Source organism: Nonomuraea solani, assembly GCF_900108335.1.
In the GTDB taxonomy this organism is placed as follows: Bacteria; Actinomycetota; Actinomycetes; order Streptosporangiales; family Streptosporangiaceae; genus Nonomuraea; species Nonomuraea solani.
The window spans coordinates 732,269-751,307 of record NZ_FNVT01000002.1; the positions used below are offsets into that span (position 1 = coordinate 732,269).

Here is a 19,039-nt window from a genome sequence, read left to right on the forward strand (position 1 = left end):
GCCGGATCGCTGTCAGCCGCTGCCGGGGGTGGGTTGTCGGTTGGATGTGCCAAGGTAGAGGAGTGCGGCGCATCTATCCCGACATACAGGACAACCCGGACATCGTTCAGGCGTACGCCTACCCCGAGGACCGGCCGTGGCTGCGGCTCAACATGGTCGCCAGCGCCGACGGGGCCGCCTGGCTGAAGGGGCGGTCCGGAGGGCTGTCGAGCAAGGGCGACAAGCGGATCTTCCAGACCCTGCGCGGCCTGGCCGACGTGGTCGTCGCGGGGGCGGCGACCGTGCGGAAGGAGGGCTACGGCCCCGTCCCGCCGCGCGAGGGGTGGGCGGAGATCCGGCAGGGCCGGCCCGAGGTGCCGCCCATCGCCGTCATCACCCGCAGCCTCGCCCTCGACTTCGACGCCGACCTGTTCACCGACGCCCCGAGCAGGACGATCGTGATCACCTGCGAGTCCGCCCCGCACGAGCGGCGCAAGGAGGCGGCCAAGCGGTCCGACCTGATCGTGGCCGGCGAGGAGGGCGTCGACATGCGGCGGGCGCTGGCCGAGCTGCACGCGCGGGGGCTCACCAGGGTCCTGTGCGAGGGCGGGCCCCGGATCAACGCGCAGCTGTCGGCGAGCGACCTGGTCGACGAGCTGTGCCTGTCGATCAGCCCGATGCTGCTCGGGGGCGGCGCGGCGCGCATCTTCAACGGCGAGCCATCCCAGGCCGCGCTGGAGCTCAGCCAGGTGCTGGAAGAGGAGGGTGTCCTCTTCTGCAAATACACGAGTCTGCAGGTACACGAGGGAGCAGAGCCATGACCGAGCCGACGACGCCACCCGAGGCGGTCGAAGAACCGGAGCCGGTGCCCAATCTGCCGGTCCGCCCGCCGGTGCCGCCGATGCTGGCCAAACCGGTCAAGGCCATGCCGAAGCAGGACGGCACGCTGTTCTACGAGCCGAAGTGGGACGGCTTCCGCTGCATCGTGTTCCGCGACGGCGACGAGGTCTACCTGGGCAGCCGCAACGAGCGGCCGTTCACGCGCTACTTCCCCGAGCTGGTGGAGGCGGTGCGGGCCGAGCTGCCCGACAAGGTCGTCGTGGACGGCGAGATCGTGCTGCCGATGGGGTCGCAGCTCGACTTCGACGCGCTGCAGCAGCGCATCCACCCCGCCAAGTCGCGGGTGACGATGTTGTCGGAGCGGACGCCGGCCCAGTTCATCGCCTTCGACCTGCTGGCGCTGGGCGACGAGTCGCTGATGGAGGCGCCGTTCTCGGAGCGGCGGGCCAGGCTTGAGGAGATCTTCCCGGAGAAGGGCGGGTCCATCCGGCTGACCCCGGTGACCACCAACGACGAGCGCGCGGCCGAGTGGTTCGAGACGTTCGAGGGCGCGGGGCTCGACGGCATCATCGTCAAGCCCGGCGACCAGCCCTACGTCCCCGACAAGCGCACGATGTTCAAGGTGAAGCACGAGCGCACCGCCGACGTGGTGGTCTGCGGCTACCGCGAGCACAAGACGGGGCCGATCGTGGGGTCGCTGCTGCTCGGGCTCTATGGTGACGACGGCCGGTTGCACCACGTGGGCGTGGCGGCCTCGTTCCCGATGAAGCGCCGGGCCGAGCTGGTCGAGGAGATCAGGCCCTACCTCGCCGAGCTGAGCGAGCATCCGTGGGGGCACTGGGCCGAGCAGGCGACGGCCAACCTCGGGCAGCCGGCCGCCGGGCCCGCGACGGGCGGGCAGCGGGTGCCGGGCGCGGTGTCGCGGTGGAACGCCAAGAAGGACCTGTCGTTCATTCCGCTCCGGCCGGAGCTGGTGATCGAGGTGGCCTACGACCAGATGGAGGGCGACCGGTTCCGGCACACGGCGCAGTGGCGGCGGTGGCGGCCGGACCGCACGCCCGAATCGTGCACGTATGAGCAGTTGGAGCGTCCGGTCGGTTACAACCTCGATGACATCCTTGCCCGCTAGCCGGTAATCCCGTTATATCTCGACATATGAGTACAGGGGATGAGCTCAAAGCCGCGGTGTCCGCTCGCCGGGACCTCGGGCCTGATTTCGAGGACGCCATCGTCGAGTCGTTTCTCGACAAGATGGGCAAAGAGGTCGATCGGCGGGTGGACGAGCGGCTGGCCGAGCGCGCCCCCAGGTCGGGGCAGGCCGTCAACCCGAACGTGGCCGCCGGTCAGCGGCTCGCCCTGGCGATCGTGTCGCTGGTCCTCGGCGCCGGCGTCACCATCGCGCTGCCTCTGCTTGGCGGGCCGGCGCTGGCCCTGATCCCGGTCTGGGTCGGGATCATCATCGTGAACGTGGTGTTCAACGGCCCGCGGAAGGACTAGGCCCGAGAAAGATCAGGTCAGCCAGATCAGTCCGGCGAACCGGCCGCCGGGCTGCTGGCGGCGGTGGGAGTAGAGCTCGTCCGACTCGATCGTGCAGCGGGCGTCGTGGCGCACGTCGTTGAGCCCGGCCGCTCTGAGCTGGGCCTCGATGCCGGCCCGCAGGTCGAGCGCGGGGGTCTGCCACGACGTCGTCGACCAGGTCTCCGGCACCTTCGCGGCAACCCGCTCGCGCAGGTCGGCGGGCACCTCGTAGCAGCGCCCGCACGCGCCGGGACCGATCAGCGCCACCATCCGGTACGGCTGCGCGCCCTTGCCCGCCATGGCCTCCACCAGAGCCGTCGCGATGCCCGCCTCGGTGCCGGGGCGCCCCGAGTGGGCGGCGCCGACCAGGCGGGCCACCGGGTCGGCCACCAGCACGGCCGGGCAGTCGGCGCCCAGCGAGGCCAGCGCCAGGCCGGGCTCGGAGGTGAACACGCCGTCGAGAGGCGGCGGGTCGTCGCCGAACGGCTCGCTCACGTAGGCGACGTCGGCGCTGTGGACCTGGCGCATGAAGACGACGCCCCGCACGCCGAGCTCGGCGGCGACGCCCTCGCGGTTGGCCCGCACGGCCGCCGGGTCGTCACCGACCAGGCCGCCGAGGTTGCGGGAGCCGTAGGGAGGGGCGCTGACCCCTCCGTGGCGATCGGTGATGGCGACGTGGACTCCGGGGGCCGGCTGCATGCCCTCGATCCTAGAGGGGCCCTCCGTTCTCAGCGGCCCCGCCAAGCCATCTTCTCCTTGGCGAGGAAAGCCGGGACGGCGGCGTGGAAGTCGTCGCTGCCGAACACCGTGGTGACGATGTCGTCGCCGTCCGGGAGGTTGGCCACCCGCAGTCGCCGCACCGCCTCCTTCACGGCCCACATCGACAGCGGGGCGTGGGAGAGCAGGCGTTCCTCGATCCCGGCCTGGCGGGCGGGCAGCTCGTCGAGGTCGCACAGCTCGGCGGCGAACCCGGCCGCGTGGGCCTCCTCGGCGGTGTACATGCGGGCTCTGAGCAGCATGTCCAGGGTCCTGGCCGGGCCGAGGTGGTGGACGAGGAGCGAGTAGGTGTTCATGGACAGGCAGTTGCCGAGCGTCTTGGCGATCGGGGCGCCGAATCTGGCACCGGGCACGGCCAGGCGCAGGTCACAGGCGGCGGCCACGACCAGGCCACCGCCCACGCAGTAGCCCTGGACGACGGCCATGGTGGGCACCTTGACGCGTTCGAGGCGGTCGATGATCCGCTGGACCTTGCGCTCGTAGGCGACGCCGTCGGCGCCGTCGGTGAACTCGGAGAACTGCCCGATGTCGGTCCCGGCCACGAACGCCCGGCCGCCCGCTCCGGACAGCACGAGCAGTTTGATCGCCGGGTCGGCGTCGGCGCGTTCGCAGGCGTCGTACAGGCCGTCCCACATGGCCCAGGTCAGCGCGTTGTGCTGGGCGGGCCGGTTGAAGACGACCCGCAGCACGGGCCCGTCGGCGGTGACGAGTAGCTCGCTCACACGGTCTCCTTTTCCTTGCGCGGGATGAGCTTGAGCAGTGAGGGCCCGGCCAGCATCAGGGCGGCCAGGACGAGCACCACCAGCGCGATCGGGCGGGTGAGGATGAGCGTCAGGTCGCCGTCGCCCATGGCGGAGGTCTGCACCAGCGCCTTCTCGAACAACGGCCCGATCACCAGGCCGAGGACGAGCGGCGCCATCGGCAGGTCGAACTTTTTCATGAAATATCCGACGAGGCCGAAAACGAACACGATCCATACGCTGAACATGTTGTTGTCGATCGAGTACGCGCCCACGAAGCTGGTCACCAGGATCAGCGGGTACATGTACCCGTACGGAATCCGCAACATCTGCGCGAACAACGGCGCCAGCGGCAGGTTCAGCACCAGCAGCATCACGTTGCCGATGAAGAACGAGGCCAGCAGCCCCCACACCAGCTCCGGCTGCTCGTCGAAGAGCAGCGGCCCCGGCTGGATCCCGTACATCATGAACGCCCCCAGCAGCACGGCCGTGGTCGCGCCGCCCGGGATGCCGAGCGCCAGTGTGGGGACGAAGTTGGCGTTGGCGGCGGCGTTGTTGGCGCTCTCCGGCGAGGCGACGCCCTCGATGGCGCCGTGCCCGAACTCGTCCTTGTGACGGGAGACCCGCTTCTCGACCCCGTACGCCAGGAAGGACGCCAGCGTGGACCCGGCGCCGGGCAGGCAGCCGAGCAGGTAGCCGATCACGCTGCCCCGGGCGATGGCGCCCTTGGAGCGCGACAGCTCCTCCCTGGTGATCACCAGGTCCTTGAAGCGGGCCCTGATGGGCTCGGCCGCGCCCTGCCGGATCTGGAAGAGCACCTCACCGACCGCGAACAGCCCGATCATCACCTGGACGAACGGCAGCCCGGACAGCAGGTCCACGTCGCCGAAGGTGTAGCGGGGCAGCCCGGTCGCCGCGTCCACGCCCACGGTGGCCAGCAGGATGCCGAGCAGCGCCATGGCCAGGCCGCGCAGCCGCGCACCCGAGGAGAAGCTGACGATGGTGGTCAGGCCGAGCACCATGACGGCCAGGTTCTCGGGCGGCCCGAAGTCGAGCGCCAGCTTGGCGAACGGCGGGGCCATGGCCACCAGCAGGATCAGCGAGACGATGGCGGCGGCGAACGAGCCGATGGCCGCGATCGACAGTGCCGCGCCCGCCCGGCCCTTGCGGGCCATCTGGTAGCCGTCGATCGCGGTGACCACGCTGGCCGCCTCGCCGGGGGTGGAGATGAGGACGGAGGTGATCGTGCCGCCGTACTGGGCGCCGTAGTAGATGCCGGCCAGCATGATGAGCGCGGTGAGCGGCTCGAACGACAGCGTCAGCGGCAGCAGCACCGCCACGCCGGTCGTCGAGCCCAGGCCCGGCAGCAGGCCGATGACGGTGCCGGCGAGCACGCCGACGAAGCACCAGAGCAGGTTCGCGGGCGTGAGCGCGGCCCCGAAGCCCATGATCAGGTTGTCCAGCATCAGCCGTCACCTCCCACACCGAACATGCCGCCCGGCAGCGGTACGGCCAGGAACAGCACGAACACGGCGTAGATCACCAGCGTGGCGACGACGGCGACGATCGCGGCGGACAACAGGCGCTGCTTCTCCACGAAGGCCGACACGGCGAACACCAGCAGCCCGAACGCGACCAGGAACCCGGTCAGCGGCACCAGCAGCAGCGCGGCCAGCAGCAGGCCGAACACGGTCCAGAGCGTCCTGAGGCGCGCCGGGTCGGCGTCGGTGTCGGTGTCGGTGTCGTCCGGCGAGGGGGCGGCCCTGACGGACTGGAGCAGGCAGGCCGCCGAGATCAGGGCCAGCGCCACGCCGCTGGCCAGCGGCAGGAACCCGGGCCCGACCTGCCCGCCCTCCTTGGTGATGCCGTAGCCGAACGACACGGCGGCCATGGTGGCGGACAGGCAGAGGAGCAGTGCCCAGACGGCGGGCTCGCCGCGGAGCAGTCGTCTCATGACGACTTCTTCAGCACCGGGGCGAGGGCGGTGTCGAGCTGTTCGAGATACGTGCCGAAGTCGTCGCCGTACAGCTCGGCCTGTTGCAGGTAGTTGTCCTTGAGCCACTTCTGGAACTCGGCGGTCTTGGTGACGCCCTTGGCGGCGTCCTCCCAGTAGGCGCGTTCGCGCTCGTCCAGGCCGCCGGGGGCGAGGAAGCCTCTGAACTGCACGTACGAGACGTCGATGCCCTGTTCCTTGGCCGTGCCGAGCTGCGCGAACTCGGGGTAGGTGTAGCGCTTCTCCGTGGTGACGCACAGGCCGCGCAGGTCGCCGGACTTGAACTGGCCGATCACCTCGCCGGGGTTCAGCAGCGCGACCTGGATCTGGCCGCCGAGCACCGCGGGCACCAGCTCACCGCCCGACTCGAACGGCACCCGCTGGAAGGTCACCCCGGTCTTCTTCTCGATCATGGTGAAGATGACGTTGTCGACGCCGTACGCGCCGGACATGCCCACGCTGACGCGGCCGCTCTTGGCCGCGTTCACCACGTCGGAGCAGGTCTTGAACGGGGAGTCCTTCTTCACCACGACGATGCCGCCGTCCTCGGCCAGCTTGGCGACCGGCGTGAAGTCCTTGCGGGTGAACGACACCTGGCCGCTGAGCGGCAGAGACAGGATGGCGTTCTCGGTGGCGAGCAGGTAGTTGCCGTTGCCCTTCTTGCCCAGCATGCCCGAGTAGCCGACCGCGCCCGAGCCGCCGTCGCGGTTCTCCACGGTGACCTTCAGGCCGGGCTGGGCCTTCTCCAGCGCGGTGGCGATGGCGCGGCCGGCCAGGTCGCTGCCGCCGCCGGCGGCGAACGGGACGATCATGCGGACGTCGCCGCGCGGCTTCCAGGCCCCGCCGCCGCCCGCGTCCGCGTTCGCGCCGCACGCCGTCACTCCTAGGAGGAGCACGGCGGCGACCACCGCCCTCATGACGCGAGCCCTTCGAGCTTGGCGGCGAACTTGTCCAGGTCGATGACGAAGCGCTCGTGCGTGCCCTCGCCGATCTTCCCGTTGCCGTCCTCGGCGACCACCGTGAAGGCGACCCGCCGCCGGTCCACCTCGGTCACCGTGGCGGTCGCGGTCACCTCGGCGCCCTTGAGCGTGGGCGCCACGTGCGCGATCTCGACCTTGCTGCCGACACTGCCCTGGCCCTCGGCCAGGTACGGGGCCAGCGCCTCGATCGCGGCGTCCTCGATCAGGTGGACCAGGTTGGGCGTGGAGAAGATGTCGTGGTCGCCGCGGCGGGTGCAGTGCCGCTCCGTCACGACCCAGGTGAGGCTGGCGCTCGCACCGGGGGTCAGCTGGTCGCTCATGAACTCTCCATGGGGGTGGGGGATTGGGCCGCCGCGCCTTCGGCCAGCAGCCGGTCGATCTCCTGCTCGGTCAGGCCGCACTCGCGCAGCACCTCGACGGTGTCCGCGCCGAGCAGCGGCCCGGCGGGCCCGCGCCTCGTCGGGGTGTCCGAGAAGCGCATGACCGAGCCGAGCTGGCGTACCTGGCCCATCTCGGGATGCTCGGCATCCCAGAAGAAGCGCCGTTCGTTCAGGTGCGCGTCGTTGAACACCTGGGAGTAGTCGGAAATGGGGGCACAGGGCACGCCGCGCGCCTCCAGGGCGGCCACGACGTCGGCGGTGGTGCGCCCGGCCGTGACCCGCTCGATGGCGGGGATCAGCTCCTCGCGCAGGCCGTGCCGGTCGTGGGCGTCGGTATACCGCTCGTCGCCGAGCAGGTCGGTGAGGCCGAGCGCGACGCAGAAGCCGTGCCACGTCTTGGGGGTGACGGCGCCGACCGTGCACCAGCCGTCGGCGGTGCGGATGGCCTGGTACGGCGCCGTGCTCTGGTGCGCGGAGCCGAGCGGCCGGCCGGTCTCGCCGGTGGCGAAATACTTGCCCGCCTCCCAGATGGCGAACGACACGGCCGACTCCAGCAGCGACACGTCCACGTGCTGGCCGTGGCCGGTCAGCCCGCGGGCGTGCAGCGCGGAGACCGCGCCGAGCGCGCCGTAGAGACCGCAGACCAGGTCCGCGATCGGCACGCCGACCTTGACCGGGTCGCCGCCGGGCATGCCGGTGACGCTCATGAGGCCGCCGCGGGCCTGGGCCATGATGTCCAGGCCCGGCAGGTCGGCGAGGGGGCCGTCCTGGCCCCAGCCGGAGGCGGAGACGTACACGAGGCGGGGGTTGAGCTCCTTGAGGTCGTCGAAGCCGAGGCCGAGCTTGCGCATGGCGCCGGGCCGCAGGTTCTCGACCAGCACGTCGGCGCCGGCGATCAGGCGGCGGAAGGCGGCGATGCCGGCCTCGGACTTCAGGTCGAGGGCGACCGACCGCTTGTTCCTGTTGAGGCGGGCGAACGGGGAGCTGTGGCCCTCGGTGAAGGGTCCGATGGCGCGGACCTGGTCGCCGCCGGACGGATTCTCGACCTTGACGACGGTGGCGCCGAGGTCGGCCAGTTGCATGGTCGCGAAGGGGGCCGCCATGAAGGCGCCCACTTCGACCACTCGAATTCCGGACAAGGGAGTCATATGTTACGAAAACCTCACTTCGGCCGGGGTTGGTCTATTGTCTACAGAAGACAACTGAGCTAGACAAGAGTTCTGCCGGAACTTCTTCGGCACTATGGCGACAGACACTGATCGCCTACGACAAGAGAGACCACGATGCGCATCGAGGCACCCCCCAGCATGGTTCAGCTCGCCACCGAGGCCCTGATGCGCATGCTGCTCGGGGGCAGGCTGCAGCCGGGCGACCGAGTGGTGGAGAACCAGCTCACCCAGCAGCTCGGCGTCAGCAGGCCGCCGCTGCGCGAGGCGATGCGGGTGCTGGAGCAGCAGGGCCTGATCACCCAGCTCCCCCGGCGCGGCGCGTTCGTCACGCGGCTCACGCTGCACGACATCTACGAGATCGTCACGCTCCGGCGCGAGCTGGAGCGGATGGCGGTGGACTTAGGCGTCCCGGTACGCGAGCAGTCCCGCCTCGAACGCTGCCACGCCGCCCTCGACCGGCACGGCGCCTGCGCGCGCTCCGGCGACTGGATGGGCGTGCTGGAGCAGGCCGTCGAGTTCCACAGCTCGGTCATCGGGCTGTCCGGGCACCGGCGGCTGGAGGAGGCCTACCGCTCGATCCAGCTCCAGATGCTGCTCTGCATGGGCATGAACCGGCAGGTCAGGGCGTCGGGCGAGTCGCTCGTCGACGACTGGGAGCGGCACCGCCGGCTCCTTGAGGTGATCGAGGCGGGCTCACCGGAGGCCGTGCACCTGGAGCTGGCCCGGCACGGGGACATGGCGTTCCTCGACGGCATCGAGGATCGGGTCGGCGGCCACTCCCCCGAGTCGCTGGCCTGGCTGAAGCGGGTCAGGGAAGGAGATACATGATCGAGGTGCTCCAGGAGGCGGTCGGCTGGGCCGGGCCCCTGCGCGAGGACGTCGTCGAGCGGCGTCACCTGGACTTCTACCGGCACGCCGTGGGCGACACCTCCGATGAGGTGCCGCCGACCTTCACGGCGTGCTTCCTCGACGAGCCGCCGTCGTTGCCGGCCGCGGCCTCGTACGGGTCGGGCTGGCTGAACGGCGGGGACCGGTTCGAGTACCACGCGCCGCTGCGGGCGGGTGACGTGCTCGTGTCGCGGCCGCGGTTCACCGGGGTCGTGGAGAAGAGCGGGAAGGCGGGGCCGATGGCGCTGCTGACGTTCGAGACGGAGTTCAGGCGGCCGGATGGCGAGCTGGTGGTGAAGCATGTCGGCACCCGAATCCGGAAATAATGTGATCCCGCCGCTCACGGAGACCACGACGCTGCGGCGGCTGGTCGAGTACGCCGGCGCCTCGGGCGACTTCTACGAGATGCACTACGACCTGGACTTCGCCCACGCGCTCGGGCACCCCGAGCTGGCCGTGCACGGGCTGCTCAAGGCCGCCTACCTGGGCCGGCTCGTCACCGAGTGGCTCGGCGGGCGGGGGCGGCTGGCGGTGCTGGAGGTCAGCTACCGGGGCATGGACTTCCGCGACCGGGCCCACACCTGCCGGGGCCGGGTGGTGTCCACCCAGGGCGGCCGGGCGGAGCTGGAGCTGTGGGGAGAGGATGACACGGGGCGGCGTACCACGCTCGGCCGCGCGGAAGTGATCTACGACGAGGAGACCTCATGACCAGCCTTGCCGACCTCCATGCCCTCATGGCCCGCCTCGGGCATCCGGTGGTCCAGGCCGCCGCCGCGACCGGGTCGGGGTTCGCGGACGGAGCGCCGTACCGCTTCGAGATCCCCAGCGTCGAGGGGCCCGGCGTGCTGGAGGCGGTGGTCGCCGAGGCCGACCGGCTCAGTGTGCCCGTGACCAGGACCTCGCAGGGCAGCGGCGTGATGATGCTGACGGACGAGGAGATCACCCGGATGGCGCGGATCGGCGCCGAGCGGAGCATCGAGATCAACCTGTTCCTCGGGCCGCGGGCCGCCTGGGACACCGGCGGCCAGGCCAAGCTGACGCAGGCCGTGGGGGCGGCGGCGCGCGGGAACGCGATGGTGGCGGCGTGCGTGGCGGACGCGCTGCGGGCCTGCTCGCTGGGCATCCGCAGCCTGCTCGTGGGCGATCTCGGCGCGCTGGAGGTGCTGCGGCTGCTCAAGGAGGACGGCACGCTGCCGGCGAACCTGGTGCTGAAGACGTCCGTGCTGATGCCGCTCACCAACGGCCCGACCGCCGCGATCTACGAGCGGCTCGGCGCGACCACCGTCAACGTGGGCACCGACCTCACGGTGCCGCACCTGGCCGAGATCCGGGCCGCGACCGGGCTGCCGATCGACCTCTATCTGGAGGTGCCCGATGACCAGGGCGGGTTCGTGCGGTTCTACGAGGCGGTGGAGATCGTCCGGGCCGCCGCTCCCGTCTATCTGAAGATGGGGCTGCGCAACGCGCCCAACATCTACCCCTCCGGCGGGCATCTCGGCGCGGTGCCCAAGGAACTGGGGCGGGAGCGGGTGCGGCGGGCGGCGCTGGTGCAGCGGCTGATCGAGCAGCTCGACCCCGCGCTCGCCAAGCCGTCACAGACGTCCGACCTCGGGGTCCCCGAGCTCTAGCCCGTATTCCGCACGTGACCGGCCTCTCCGCCTCTCCCTTCCCCCAAGAAGGGCCCCCGCCGAATGGTGACGTGCGGAAAAACGGGTCTAGCCGTTGAGGCGGTGGACCGTGAGAGGTCCGCCGCCGTACCGGCCGATCGCCTCCTCGTCGGCGAAGGCCAGCACGCGCATCATGTTGCCGCCGTCGCTGAGCTCGACGTTGCGGCGCAGCCGCGCGGCGAGGCCCGCGGGCAGTTTCGTGGTGCCGGCCTCGATGGTGTCGCCGTAGTGCGGGGCGAAGGCCACACCCGCGAAGCCGGTACGGCGCAGCAGCGTGCGCACCGTCCGCGCGGAGTAGAACATCAGGTGGTTCTTGGTGAAGCCACTCCATTTCGACCCGTACGCCTTGAGCAGCAGCGACCGCGCGTTCACCGTCAGGATCAGCAGCACCCCGCCGGGCGCCAGCAGGCTCCTGAACCGCTCGAAGTCCTCCAGGGGCCTCGGCAGGTGCGCGAGCACCGACCAGAGCGTGATCACGTCGAACCCGCCCGCCGCGATGTCCGGCACGTCCAGCGGCGCGCCGAGGTAGGTGCGCGCCCTGCTCAGCCGCTCGTTGGCCTGGGCCACGGACTCCGGCGACAGGTCCACGCCGTAGGCGTCGAACCCGCGCTGCTCGGCCAGCTCCAGGAACAGGCCGACGCCGGAGCCGAAGTCGAGCAGCCGGCGCTCCTTGCCCTCGTCGAAGACCGGGGCGAACGCCTGCATGGTCAGGTCGTAGCGGCGTTGCCGGTTGGCGGCGTATTTGCCGGTCAGGAAGCTGCTGTAGCCGGTGGCGTACAGGTCGCCGAGGCGTTCTGGGCGCACGTTGGGGTTGCGGTAGAGGAAGCCGCAGGCCGGGCAGCGGACGACGTGGTAGCGCCAGCCCTTGTCGCCGGACGGCTCGAAGAGCGGCTGCTGGCGGGACTCCCCGCACATCATGCAGCTCAGGAACTCCTCGATCTCGCCCCGTTCGCGCCGCCGCTCGTAATCGGCCAGCGTCATCACGGGCGCCCGCCGGAGCAGGAGCCGCCACTGCGCCTCGCGGATCAGCCGCTCCCCCGGCCGGACGTAGACGCGCTGGCTCCAGGGAACCTCTTCGTAACGAGAGCCGTACGCCAATTTGCCCAGCATTCTGTACGCCATAGCCACCACCCTGCGAGCGGTTGTGCCCGGCCCGCTCTCGACTATGCGTCCGCGTCCGGGCGCTTTGCGTGATCTTTCCGCGTTTCGGCACTGGCCGGGATATTTGAGCAAGCATATGCTTGGTTACGTGCCTGACTATCGCAATCTCATCGGCGGCGAACTGGTTCCCGCCCCCCGCATGATGGACACGGTCGACCCCGCCACGGGCGAGGCGTGGGCCCGCATCCCGGCCTCCGGCGCGGCGGAGGCCGAGGCGGCCGTCGAGGCGGCGCGGCGGGCGTTCCCCGCCTGGGCGGCGCTGCCCGCGCTGGCCAGGGCGCACTTCCTGCGCCAGGTGTCGGAGCTGTTCGGCCGGCACGCCGAGGAGCTGGCCAGGCTGGAGACGCGCGACAACGGGCGGATCCTGCGCGACACGCTGAAACGGGACCTGCCGGGGATGACGTTCCTGTGGCAACTGGCCGCCGGGCAGTGCCTGGAGGCGGTCAAGGGCGACACCGTGCTGCTCGGGCCCGACGCGCTCGGGCTGACGCGGCGCGAGCCGTACGGGGTGGCGGTCTGCATCATCCCGTGGAACTCGCCCATCTCCACCTTCTCCGCCAAGGCCGCGTACGCGCTGGCCGCCGGCAACACGGTGATCGTCAAGCCGGCCGAGCAGGCGAGCGCCTCGGTGCTGCGGCTGGGCGAGCTGCTGGCGGAGGTGTTCCCGCCCGGCGTGCTGAACATCGTCAGCGGCCTGGGCGAGGAGGTCGGCGACGCCCTCGTACGCCACCGCGGCGTCGGCAAGGTCAGCCTCACCGGCTCGACGGCCACCGGCCAGGCCATCACCCGGGCGTCGGCCGACGCGCTGAAGCCGATGACGTTCGAGCTGGGCGGCAAGTCGCCCAACATCGTCTTCCCCGACGCCGACCTCGACGCCGCCGCCCAGGGCGTCACCGTGAACTCGATCTACACGGGCAACGCCGGGCAGGTGTGCGTGGCGGGCTCGCGCATCCTCGTCCACCGCTCGATCTGGGACGAGATGCTGGGCCGTATCGAGCGCGTATGCGCCGGGCTGGTGCTGGGCGATCCGCAGGACCTGGGCACGACGATGGGGCCGATCGTGTCGGCCGGCCAGTACGAGCGCGTGACGTCGTACCTGGAGCTGGCCGAGAAGGAGGGGGCCGAGCTGCTCTTCGGCGGCCGGACCGGCGCCGACGTGGTGCCCGCGCTGCCCGGCGGCTACTGGGTGGCGCCCACGCTTTACACGACCACGGACAATTCGCTGCGCATCTGCCAGGAGGAGATCTTCGGGCCGGTGGCGGTGGCCATCCCGTTCTCCGAGGACGAGGAGGCGCTGGCGATCGCGAACGACTCCCCGTACGGGCTGGCGGCCGGCGTCTGGACGCGTGACCTGGGCCGGGCCCACCGGTTCATCCGGGATCTGCAGAGCGGGACGGTGTGGGTGAACACGTTCCGCCAGATGCCGCCGGGGCTGCCGTTCGGCGGGGTCAAGGACAGCGGCTACGGGCACGATTCGGTCCTGGAGTACACCCGGGAAAAGGCGGCCATTATCCAGATCTAGTTGGATAGATTTACCCGTCATGAGCGAGGGGATCAAGGACCATTCCGGGCTGCCCGAGGCGGCCGCCCGGTCTCGTGCCTCGGTGTTGCGCAGCCGGGCCGAATCGTACATCGCGCTGTCGCGCCACGACGCCGCGATCGCGGATCTGACGGAGTCGATCGCGCTGATGCCGGACAGCGCCCGCGCCTGGCGGCTGCGCGGCGAGAGCCACCGCCTCATCGAACGGTACGAGGCCGCGCTGGAGGACTTCGGCGAGGCGCTCAAGCTGGAGCCCGACAGCGCGTACGCCCTCGGCTCGCGCGGCCAGTCCTACGCCGCGATGGGCCGCCTGGAGGAGGCCATGGCCGACTTCGAGCACGCGCTCACCCTCTCCCCCGACGCCCCCTGGATCCTGGAGGCGAAGGCGGACGTCCTGGTGGACCTCGACCGGCTGGACGAGGCGCTGGCCGAGCACGGCAAGATCATCTCGCTCAACGAGGACCTGCCGTACTCGTGGGTGGCCCGCGGGGACCTCTACCAGCGGATGAACCTCTACGAGGAGGCCATCGACGACTACGCCAGGGCTCTGGAGGCGGACCCGGAGTACGCGCGGGCGCTGAGCCGGCGGGGTGAGGCGCTGCGCATGGTCGACCGTTACGCGGAGGCGCTGACCGACCTGAACCGGGCTCTGGAGCTGGACCCCGACAACGACCGGGCGCTGGGGAGCCGGGCGGCGGTGCTGAGCGAGCTGGACGACAACGAAGGGGCGCTCAAGGACCTGGATCGGGCGATCGAGCTGGATCCGGAGTACATCTGGGCGTACCGGGTGCGGGGCGAGATCCTCCAGGAACTGGACCGGCACGAGGCCGCGGTCGCCGACTTCACCCTGGCGCTGCGCCTGGAGTTCGGCGACTGACGGCCGGGCCACCTCCGCGGCGGCCCGGCCGCCTTCTACAGCGCCAGCAGGGCGTTGACCGGCAGGCGGCGGTCGGACAGCGGGCGGACGGCGATGCGCAGCAGGGCCAGCGCGTTGTCGTCGCCCGCGATGCGGTTGGCGCTGAGCCCGCCGCACGACTGGCAGGAGTGGATGAGCAGCCACTCCCCGTCGTGCCGGACGGTGACGCTCAGCGCCGCCATCCGGCCCCGGCAGGCCGCCCGCCTGTCCCCCGGAATCCGGTGGTCGACGTGCAGGCTCGTCAGGCAGTGCGGGCAGTGGTTGCGGTGCGCGGTGCCCGGCGCGACCATCGGCACGTCCAGCCGGCAGCCTACGCAGCGGAACGCGTTCCCCTGGTGATCGTGTACCTGTTTGCGGCGTTGGGGCCGTTCGCGGCCCGGGTTCCTCCTCGGCATGTCACAGATCACCGAACGCTTCGAGCGGGAACGGCGGCTGCGCCAGGGGCCGTACGGCCATGCGCATGAGGATGAGCTGGTTGTCGTCTCCGCAGATCGGGTTGGACGTCAGCTCACCGCACCGGGTGCAGCGATGGATGATCATCCATTCGCCGGTCCGCAGGACGGCGATCGAAATGGGGATCATCCGCGACCCGCACTCCGACGGGCCGCCCTCCATCCGGTCGAGGACGTGCTGTGAGTGCAGGCAGCTCGGGCAATGATTGCGACGAGTGCCGTCCGGGGCGTGCGCGTTGACCGTCAGGCCGCAGCGTACGCACGGGAAGGTCTGGACGTTCTTGGTGGACAACCTGGGTACTCCTTGCCGGAATGTTCTTCATCAGGGCAGCAAGGGAGCGCCGAGCGGGCCTCGCGGTGTTCGCGGGCATGCTGGTACGGCAGGCGGTCCGGCCGATCGTTCAGATCGAGCTTTCAGATCGGGCGTTCAGATCAGGCGGGGACCGCTCACGGCACGGCGAGGCGCACTTGGCGCGGTGCCAGGCATTGATTCGCTCCCTCCGCGGTGGCGCAAGTCGCCCACCTGAACTCGACTTCCCGGACAGTCGCGAGCGTAATCGGGCAAGTGGTCGTCCCGCCAACCGTTTTTCCGGCCTGGAGCTGCACCGAATAAGGTTCTAAATTCAGGTCATGGGTATCGGGCTGACCGAAGAACATCTGGCCCTGGCCGCCTCGGTGCACGGGCTGGCCGGACGGAACGCCGACCACGCGGCCCTGGCGGGGCAGGGGCTGCTGGGGCTGCACCTGCCTGAGGGGTGTGGCGGGCAGGGGTACGGGCTGCTGGAACTGTGCGTGGCACTGGAGGCGCTGGGCGAACGGCGCGTCCACGGCCCGTACCTGCCGGCGGTGCTGGCCTCCGCGGCCCTCGCCTGGTCCGGCACCGCCAGAAGGACCCTGATCACCGGCCTCACCAACGGCTCCCTGACCGCCACCGTCGCCCTGCCCCCCGACCGGGCGGCCTGGAGCGCCGACCCGGCGCCCAGCGCCTCCGAACCGGCGGCCGGGGAACCGGCGGCCGGGGAGGCCGTGCTCGCGCTGGGGGCCTCGGACGCGGACCTGTTCGTCGTGCCGGCCGGGGACGGCGGGTGGGCCGTGCTCGATCGTGGTGACGTCGTCGCCGAACCGCTCGACTGCGTCGATCTGGATCGGGCGCTGTGCTCCGTCACGGTGCGCTCCGTACCCGCCGACCGGCTGCTCGGCGCCGTCCCGGTGCGGGAGCTCGCCGCCGTGCTGCTCGGCGCCGACGCGTGCGGCGTGGCGGCGTGGGCGGTGGCCACGGCGGCCCACCACGCCAAGGTGCGCGAGCAGTTCGGGCGGCCCATCGGGCAGTTCCAGGGCGTCAAACACCGCGTCGCCGGCGCCCTGGTGGCACTCGAACAGGCCCGCGCCGCCGTCTGGGACGCCGCCAGAACCCTGGACGCCGCCCGAACCGCCCATGACTCCCCCGACGACGACGACAACGCCGACGCCGACGCCGACGCCGACGCCGAGCGTGCGCTGACCGTGGCCGTGGCGGCGGTGATCGGGCCCGACGCGGCGGTGCGTTGTGCGGCGGACGCGATCCAGGTGCTCGGCGGCATCGGCTACACCTACGAGCACGACGCCCACCGCTACTACCGCAGAGCCCTCTCCGACCGGATGCTGGCCGGCGACCCCGGCCCATGGTCCGAGGAAGTGACGAGGCTGGCCGTGGCGGGCGTACGGCGGCGGATGGAGCCGGACCTGCCCGACGAGGCCGCCCCCGTCAGAGAGGCCGTCCGGGCGCAGGCCGCGTCGCTGCGGGCCGAAGAGCCGGAGGCCAGGCTCGGCAGGTTCGCGCGCGAGGGCTGGCTCATGCCGCACCTGCCCCACCCCTGGGGCAGGGACGCCTCACCGCTCGAACAGGTGATCATCCATCAGGAGTTCCGCGACCTCGAACGTCCGAACCTGGGCATCGGCGCCTGGGCGGTGCCGTCCATCGTCCGGTACGGCACCCGAGAGCAGCAGGACCGCTTCCTGCCCAGGACGTTCACGGGCGAGATCGTGTGGTGCCAGCTCTTCAGCGAGCCGGGCGCCGGGTCCGACCTGGCCGGGCTGTCGACGAAGGCCACGCGGGTGGAGGCCGGCTGGTCGCTGACCGGTCAGAAGATCTGGACGTCGCTCGCCCAGTACGCCCATTGGGGCATCTGCCTGGCCCGTACCTCACCCGAAAAATCCAAGCACAACGGCATCTCGTACTTCCTGGTGGACATGTCCTCCCCCGGCGTGGTCGTCAGGCCGCTCAAGGAGATCAACGGGGACGAGATCTTCAACGAGGTCTTCCTGGACGACGTCTTCGTACCGGACGACCAGGTCGTCGGCGCGGTGGACGAGGGCTGGCGGGTGGCCCGCGACACGCTCTCCCACGAACGCGTCGCGCTCGGCGACTCCTGGGGCCCCGGCTCGCGGCACACCGACATGATCAGGACGATCACCCGGCTGCCCCCGCTCCGGCAGGCGCGGCGCGAGCAGGCGGGCCGCCTGTGGGCCGAGGGCCAGGCGATCTCGGCGCTCGGCCTGCGGGTGACGCTCTCGCAGCTCTCCGGCGCCGGCCCGGGGACGGCCTCCAGCGTGCGCAAGCTGCTCGGCATGCGGCACGCTCAGGCGATCTCGGAGTTCTGCTGGTCGCTGGCCCCGGCCGATCATTACTGGAACCGGATGATCCTGTCCACCCGCGCGTTCACGATCGGCGGCGGCACGACGGAGGTGCAGCTCAACATCATCGCCGAACGCGCCCTCGGCCTGCCGCGCGACCCCTGATCAGCTCTTGAGCCGGTACGGGGCCGCGAGGTGGGCGTACACGATCGTGTTGTCCTGGTAGCTGTGCGCCCGCTTGTCGAACGCCCCGCCGCAGGTCACCAGCCGCAGACCCGCGTAGGGCAGCTTGGCGTAGACCTTCTTGGCGGGGAAGCCGCTCTTCGGGGTGTGCTCGATCTTGTCGACGACGAAGACGGCCACCGTACGGTCGGCGCGCAGCACCTGCACCTGGTCGCCGCGCTTGACGCTCCCGAGGCGGGCGAAGACGGCGGGGCCGGTCCTGGTGTCCAGGTGCCCGGTGATCACGGCGGCGCCGCGCTGGCCGGGCACGGGGCCGTAGCGGTACCAGCCGGCCTGGTTCGGGGGGTCGAACGGCGGGTTCTCGATGGCGCCCTTCGCGTCCAGGCCCAGCTCCATCAGGGGCGCGGCGACGCCGATGGACGGGATGTAGACGGCCGTGGGCCTGGCGGCCCTCATCGGCTCGGCCCTCCGGGAGAGAGGCACGCCGTCGAGCGGGGCGGGGGCCTGGCCGGTCTCGTTCCGTACGGCGGCCCGGGGCTCGGGCTCACCGCCCAGCATGCCGCTCAATCCGAGCCCGATCAGCAGCACGCCACCCAGCGAGACGACGACCGCCCCGCCCGCCACCACCCGCTGCCCGAACCCGGGCACGTTAGGCGACGTCCTTGCGGCGGCGTACCGCGAAACCGGCCAGCCCGCCGCCGGCCAGCAGTGCCGCGCCGCCCACCGCGAACGGCCACACCGGCTCGCTCTCGGCCAGCCCGCCGCCGCCGGTCTCCGGATGCCCTCGCGGCACCCGGTGCTCACGCTCGCCCGCGGGCCGCCACGGAGGCTCGGACTCGCGCGGTTCCGGCGTATGGGGCGCGTTCGACCAGGAGTCGACGGGTGCGGGGGCGCTCGACCAGGAGTCCTGGGGCGCGGGCGTGCCCGACCAGTCGTCGTCGGGAGGGTCCTCGCACAGGAGGGGCAGCGGGATCAGGCACGTGGGCACCGCGCCCGGCAGTTGATGGTCGGGCTCGCCGAAGGTGGCGGCGGAGACGGCGGCGGAGGCCGTGCCCACGCTCATGCCCGCGACCACGAAGGCGGTCACCGCTCCAGCCACTGCGAGACGTCGAGCTCTTGCCATGAGAAGGCTCCAGAATCGGTTGTCGCGCCCCCGATGCACAAGAGAGCCTTGCGAATTATTAGACCGAGAGTCAAGTAATGTGACCGAAGTGAAATCAGCCGGATACGGAGGGTTTGGCTT

General features: G+C 71.1%; 22 protein-coding genes. 10 read left to right on the plus strand and 12 right to left on the minus strand.

All coding sequences use genetic code 11. The features are described from left to right. Positions 1–62 precede the first annotated feature (62 nt). From C4V41_RS09050 to C4V41_RS09060, 3 genes are read left to right on the plus strand one after another with little or no spacing between them, the layout of a single operon-like run. Positions 63–800, plus strand: a complete 738-nt coding sequence (locus C4V41_RS09050; protein WP_103955293.1) for a pyrimidine reductase family protein — start codon at positions 63–65, stop codon at positions 798–800. Continuing rightward, positions 797–1,948: an ATP-dependent DNA ligase gene (locus tag C4V41_RS09055; protein ID WP_103955294.1), complete on the plus strand. Its 1,152-nt coding sequence runs from the start codon at positions 797–799 to the stop codon at positions 1,946–1,948. Before C4V41_RS09050 ends, C4V41_RS09055 begins: the two co-directional genes overlap by 4 nt. A 26-nt stretch (positions 1,949–1,974) precedes the next feature. Further along, positions 1,975–2,316, plus strand: a complete 342-nt coding sequence (locus C4V41_RS09060; protein ID WP_103955295.1) for a hypothetical protein — start codon at positions 1,975–1,977, stop codon at positions 2,314–2,316. A 12-nt stretch (positions 2,317–2,328) separates the two neighbouring features. Here the strand turns inward: C4V41_RS09060 and pgeF are convergent, their stop codons facing one another. Genes pgeF through C4V41_RS09095 form a run of 7 tightly spaced genes read right to left on the minus strand, consistent with a single transcriptional unit; the run spans position 2,329 to position 8,355 of the window. Beyond that, positions 2,329–3,036, minus strand: a complete 708-nt coding sequence (pgeF, locus tag C4V41_RS09065; protein ID WP_103955296.1) for a peptidoglycan editing factor PgeF — start codon at positions 3,034–3,036, stop codon at positions 2,329–2,331. 29 nt (positions 3,037–3,065) lie between these two features. Further along, the gene (locus C4V41_RS09070) at positions 3,066–3,836 is read right to left on the minus strand and encodes an enoyl-CoA hydratase/isomerase family protein (protein ID WP_200823848.1); all 771 of its coding nucleotides are present in this window, start codon (positions 3,834–3,836) and stop codon (positions 3,066–3,068) included. After that, positions 3,833–5,320 (minus strand): tripartite tricarboxylate transporter permease, encoded by a 1,488-nt coding sequence (locus C4V41_RS09075; RefSeq protein ID WP_103955298.1) that lies wholly within the window; start codon positions 5,318–5,320, stop codon positions 3,833–3,835. Before C4V41_RS09075 ends, C4V41_RS09070 begins: the two co-directional genes overlap by 4 nt. Then, on the minus strand, positions 5,320–5,808 hold the full coding sequence (locus tag C4V41_RS09080) for a tripartite tricarboxylate transporter TctB family protein (protein WP_103955299.1): 489 nt from the start codon (positions 5,806–5,808) through the stop codon (positions 5,320–5,322). Before C4V41_RS09080 ends, C4V41_RS09075 begins: the two co-directional genes overlap by 1 nt. Then, on the minus strand, positions 5,805–6,764 hold the full coding sequence (locus C4V41_RS09085; protein ID WP_103955300.1) for a tripartite tricarboxylate transporter substrate binding protein: 960 nt from the start codon (positions 6,762–6,764) through the stop codon (positions 5,805–5,807). Before C4V41_RS09085 ends, C4V41_RS09080 begins: the two co-directional genes overlap by 4 nt. Next, positions 6,761–7,147 (minus strand): thioesterase family protein, encoded by a 387-nt coding sequence (locus C4V41_RS09090; protein ID WP_103955301.1) that lies wholly within the window; start codon positions 7,145–7,147, stop codon positions 6,761–6,763. Before C4V41_RS09090 ends, C4V41_RS09085 begins: the two co-directional genes overlap by 4 nt. After that, on the minus strand, positions 7,144–8,355 hold the full coding sequence (locus C4V41_RS09095) for a CaiB/BaiF CoA transferase family protein (RefSeq protein ID WP_103955302.1): 1,212 nt from the start codon (positions 8,353–8,355) through the stop codon (positions 7,144–7,146). The genes C4V41_RS09090 and C4V41_RS09095 overlap by 4 nt, the downstream gene beginning before the upstream one ends. Before the next feature lie 135 nt (positions 8,356–8,490). Here C4V41_RS09095 and C4V41_RS09100 point away from each other — a divergent pair, with 135 nt between their 5' ends. Genes C4V41_RS09100 through C4V41_RS09115 form a run of 4 tightly spaced genes read left to right on the plus strand, consistent with a single transcriptional unit; the run spans position 8,491 to position 10,892 of the window. Beyond that, the gene (locus C4V41_RS09100; protein ID WP_103955303.1) at positions 8,491–9,204 is read left to right on the plus strand and encodes a GntR family transcriptional regulator; all 714 of its coding nucleotides are present in this window, start codon (positions 8,491–8,493) and stop codon (positions 9,202–9,204) included. After that, positions 9,201–9,590: an FAS1-like dehydratase domain-containing protein gene (locus C4V41_RS09105; protein WP_103955304.1), complete on the plus strand. Its 390-nt coding sequence runs from the start codon at positions 9,201–9,203 to the stop codon at positions 9,588–9,590. The genes C4V41_RS09100 and C4V41_RS09105 overlap by 4 nt, the downstream gene beginning before the upstream one ends. Then, positions 9,565–9,972 (plus strand): MaoC/PaaZ C-terminal domain-containing protein, encoded by a 408-nt coding sequence (locus C4V41_RS09110; protein WP_103955305.1) that lies wholly within the window; start codon positions 9,565–9,567, stop codon positions 9,970–9,972. The genes C4V41_RS09105 and C4V41_RS09110 overlap by 26 nt, the downstream gene beginning before the upstream one ends. Beyond that, positions 9,969–10,892: a U32 family peptidase gene (locus C4V41_RS09115; protein ID WP_103955306.1), complete on the plus strand. Its 924-nt coding sequence runs from the start codon at positions 9,969–9,971 to the stop codon at positions 10,890–10,892. Before C4V41_RS09110 ends, C4V41_RS09115 begins: the two co-directional genes overlap by 4 nt. 87 nt (positions 10,893–10,979) lie before the next feature. Here C4V41_RS09115 and C4V41_RS09120 read toward each other — a convergent pair whose 3' ends face one another. Then, on the minus strand, positions 10,980–12,053 hold the full coding sequence (locus tag C4V41_RS09120; protein WP_103955307.1) for a class I SAM-dependent methyltransferase: 1,074 nt from the start codon (positions 12,051–12,053) through the stop codon (positions 10,980–10,982). Between the two features lie 127 nt (positions 12,054–12,180). Between C4V41_RS09120 and C4V41_RS09125 the strand changes: the two genes are divergently transcribed. Then, the gene (locus tag C4V41_RS09125) at positions 12,181–13,614 is read left to right on the plus strand and encodes an aldehyde dehydrogenase family protein (RefSeq protein WP_235029995.1); all 1,434 of its coding nucleotides are present in this window, start codon (positions 12,181–12,183) and stop codon (positions 13,612–13,614) included. Positions 13,615–13,633: 19 nt separating this feature from the next. Continuing rightward, the gene (locus tag C4V41_RS09130) at positions 13,634–14,509 is read left to right on the plus strand and encodes a tetratricopeptide repeat protein (protein WP_103955309.1); all 876 of its coding nucleotides are present in this window, start codon (positions 13,634–13,636) and stop codon (positions 14,507–14,509) included. A gap of 35 nt (positions 14,510–14,544) precedes the next feature. Here the strand turns inward: C4V41_RS09130 and C4V41_RS09135 are convergent, their stop codons facing one another. Continuing rightward, positions 14,545–14,943 carry an RNHCP domain-containing protein gene (locus tag C4V41_RS09135; RefSeq protein WP_103955310.1) on the minus strand — a complete coding sequence of 133 codons (399 nt, stop codon included), beginning with the start codon at positions 14,941–14,943 and terminating at the stop codon, positions 14,545–14,547. Position 14,944: 1 nt separating this feature from the next. After that, positions 14,945–15,292 carry an RNHCP domain-containing protein gene (locus C4V41_RS09140; RefSeq protein WP_103955311.1) on the minus strand — a complete coding sequence of 116 codons (348 nt, stop codon included), beginning with the start codon at positions 15,290–15,292 and terminating at the stop codon, positions 14,945–14,947. Between the two features lie 338 nt (positions 15,293–15,630). Between C4V41_RS09140 and C4V41_RS09145 the strand changes: the two genes are divergently transcribed. Further along, a complete protein-coding gene (locus C4V41_RS09145; protein WP_103955312.1) occupies positions 15,631–17,778 on the plus strand; it encodes an acyl-CoA dehydrogenase in 2,148 nt (715 codons plus the stop codon). Here the strand turns inward: C4V41_RS09145 and C4V41_RS09150 are convergent, their stop codons facing one another. After that, a complete protein-coding gene (locus C4V41_RS09150) occupies positions 17,779–18,444 on the minus strand; it encodes a class F sortase (RefSeq protein ID WP_103955313.1) in 666 nt (221 codons plus the stop codon). Position 18,445: 1 nt separating this feature from the next. Then, complete coding sequence (locus tag C4V41_RS09155; RefSeq protein WP_103955314.1) at positions 18,446–18,883, minus strand: hypothetical protein; 438 nt, start codon at positions 18,881–18,883, stop codon at positions 18,446–18,448. Positions 18,884–19,039 lie beyond the last annotated feature (156 nt).

Coding starts and splice junctions, on each gene's coding strand:
- C4V41_RS09055 (WP_103955294.1), top strand. CDS start 797: ATGACCGAGCCGACGACGCCACCCGAGGCGGTCGAAGAACCGGAGCCG.
- C4V41_RS09060 (WP_103955295.1), top strand. CDS start 1,975: ATGAGTACAGGGGATGAGCTCAAAGCCGCGGTGTCCGCTCGCCGGGAC.
- pgeF (WP_103955296.1), bottom strand. CDS start 3,036: ATGCAGCCGGCCCCCGGAGTCCACGTCGCCATCACCGATCGCCACGGA.
- C4V41_RS09075 (WP_103955298.1), bottom strand. CDS start 5,320: ATGCTGGACAACCTGATCATGGGCTTCGGGGCCGCGCTCACGCCCGCG.
- C4V41_RS09080 (WP_103955299.1), bottom strand. CDS start 5,808: ATGAGACGACTGCTCCGCGGCGAGCCCGCCGTCTGGGCACTGCTCCTC.
- C4V41_RS09085 (WP_103955300.1), bottom strand. CDS start 6,764: ATGAGGGCGGTGGTCGCCGCCGTGCTCCTCCTAGGAGTGACGGCGTGC.
- C4V41_RS09090 (WP_103955301.1), bottom strand. CDS start 7,147: ATGAGCGACCAGCTGACCCCCGGTGCGAGCGCCAGCCTCACCTGGGTC.
- C4V41_RS09095 (WP_103955302.1), bottom strand. CDS start 8,355: ATGACTCCCTTGTCCGGAATTCGAGTGGTCGAAGTGGGCGCCTTCATG.
- C4V41_RS09100 (WP_103955303.1), top strand. CDS start 8,491: ATGCGCATCGAGGCACCCCCCAGCATGGTTCAGCTCGCCACCGAGGCC.
- C4V41_RS09105 (WP_103955304.1), top strand. CDS start 9,201: ATGATCGAGGTGCTCCAGGAGGCGGTCGGCTGGGCCGGGCCCCTGCGC.
- C4V41_RS09110 (WP_103955305.1), top strand. CDS start 9,565: ATGTCGGCACCCGAATCCGGAAATAATGTGATCCCGCCGCTCACGGAG.
- C4V41_RS09115 (WP_103955306.1), top strand. CDS start 9,969: ATGACCAGCCTTGCCGACCTCCATGCCCTCATGGCCCGCCTCGGGCAT.
- C4V41_RS09120 (WP_103955307.1), bottom strand. CDS start 12,053: ATGGCGTACAGAATGCTGGGCAAATTGGCGTACGGCTCTCGTTACGAA.
- C4V41_RS09130 (WP_103955309.1), top strand. CDS start 13,634: ATGAGCGAGGGGATCAAGGACCATTCCGGGCTGCCCGAGGCGGCCGCC.
- C4V41_RS09135 (WP_103955310.1), bottom strand. CDS start 14,943: ATGCCGAGGAGGAACCCGGGCCGCGAACGGCCCCAACGCCGCAAACAG.
- C4V41_RS09145 (WP_103955312.1), top strand. CDS start 15,631: ATGGGTATCGGGCTGACCGAAGAACATCTGGCCCTGGCCGCCTCGGTG.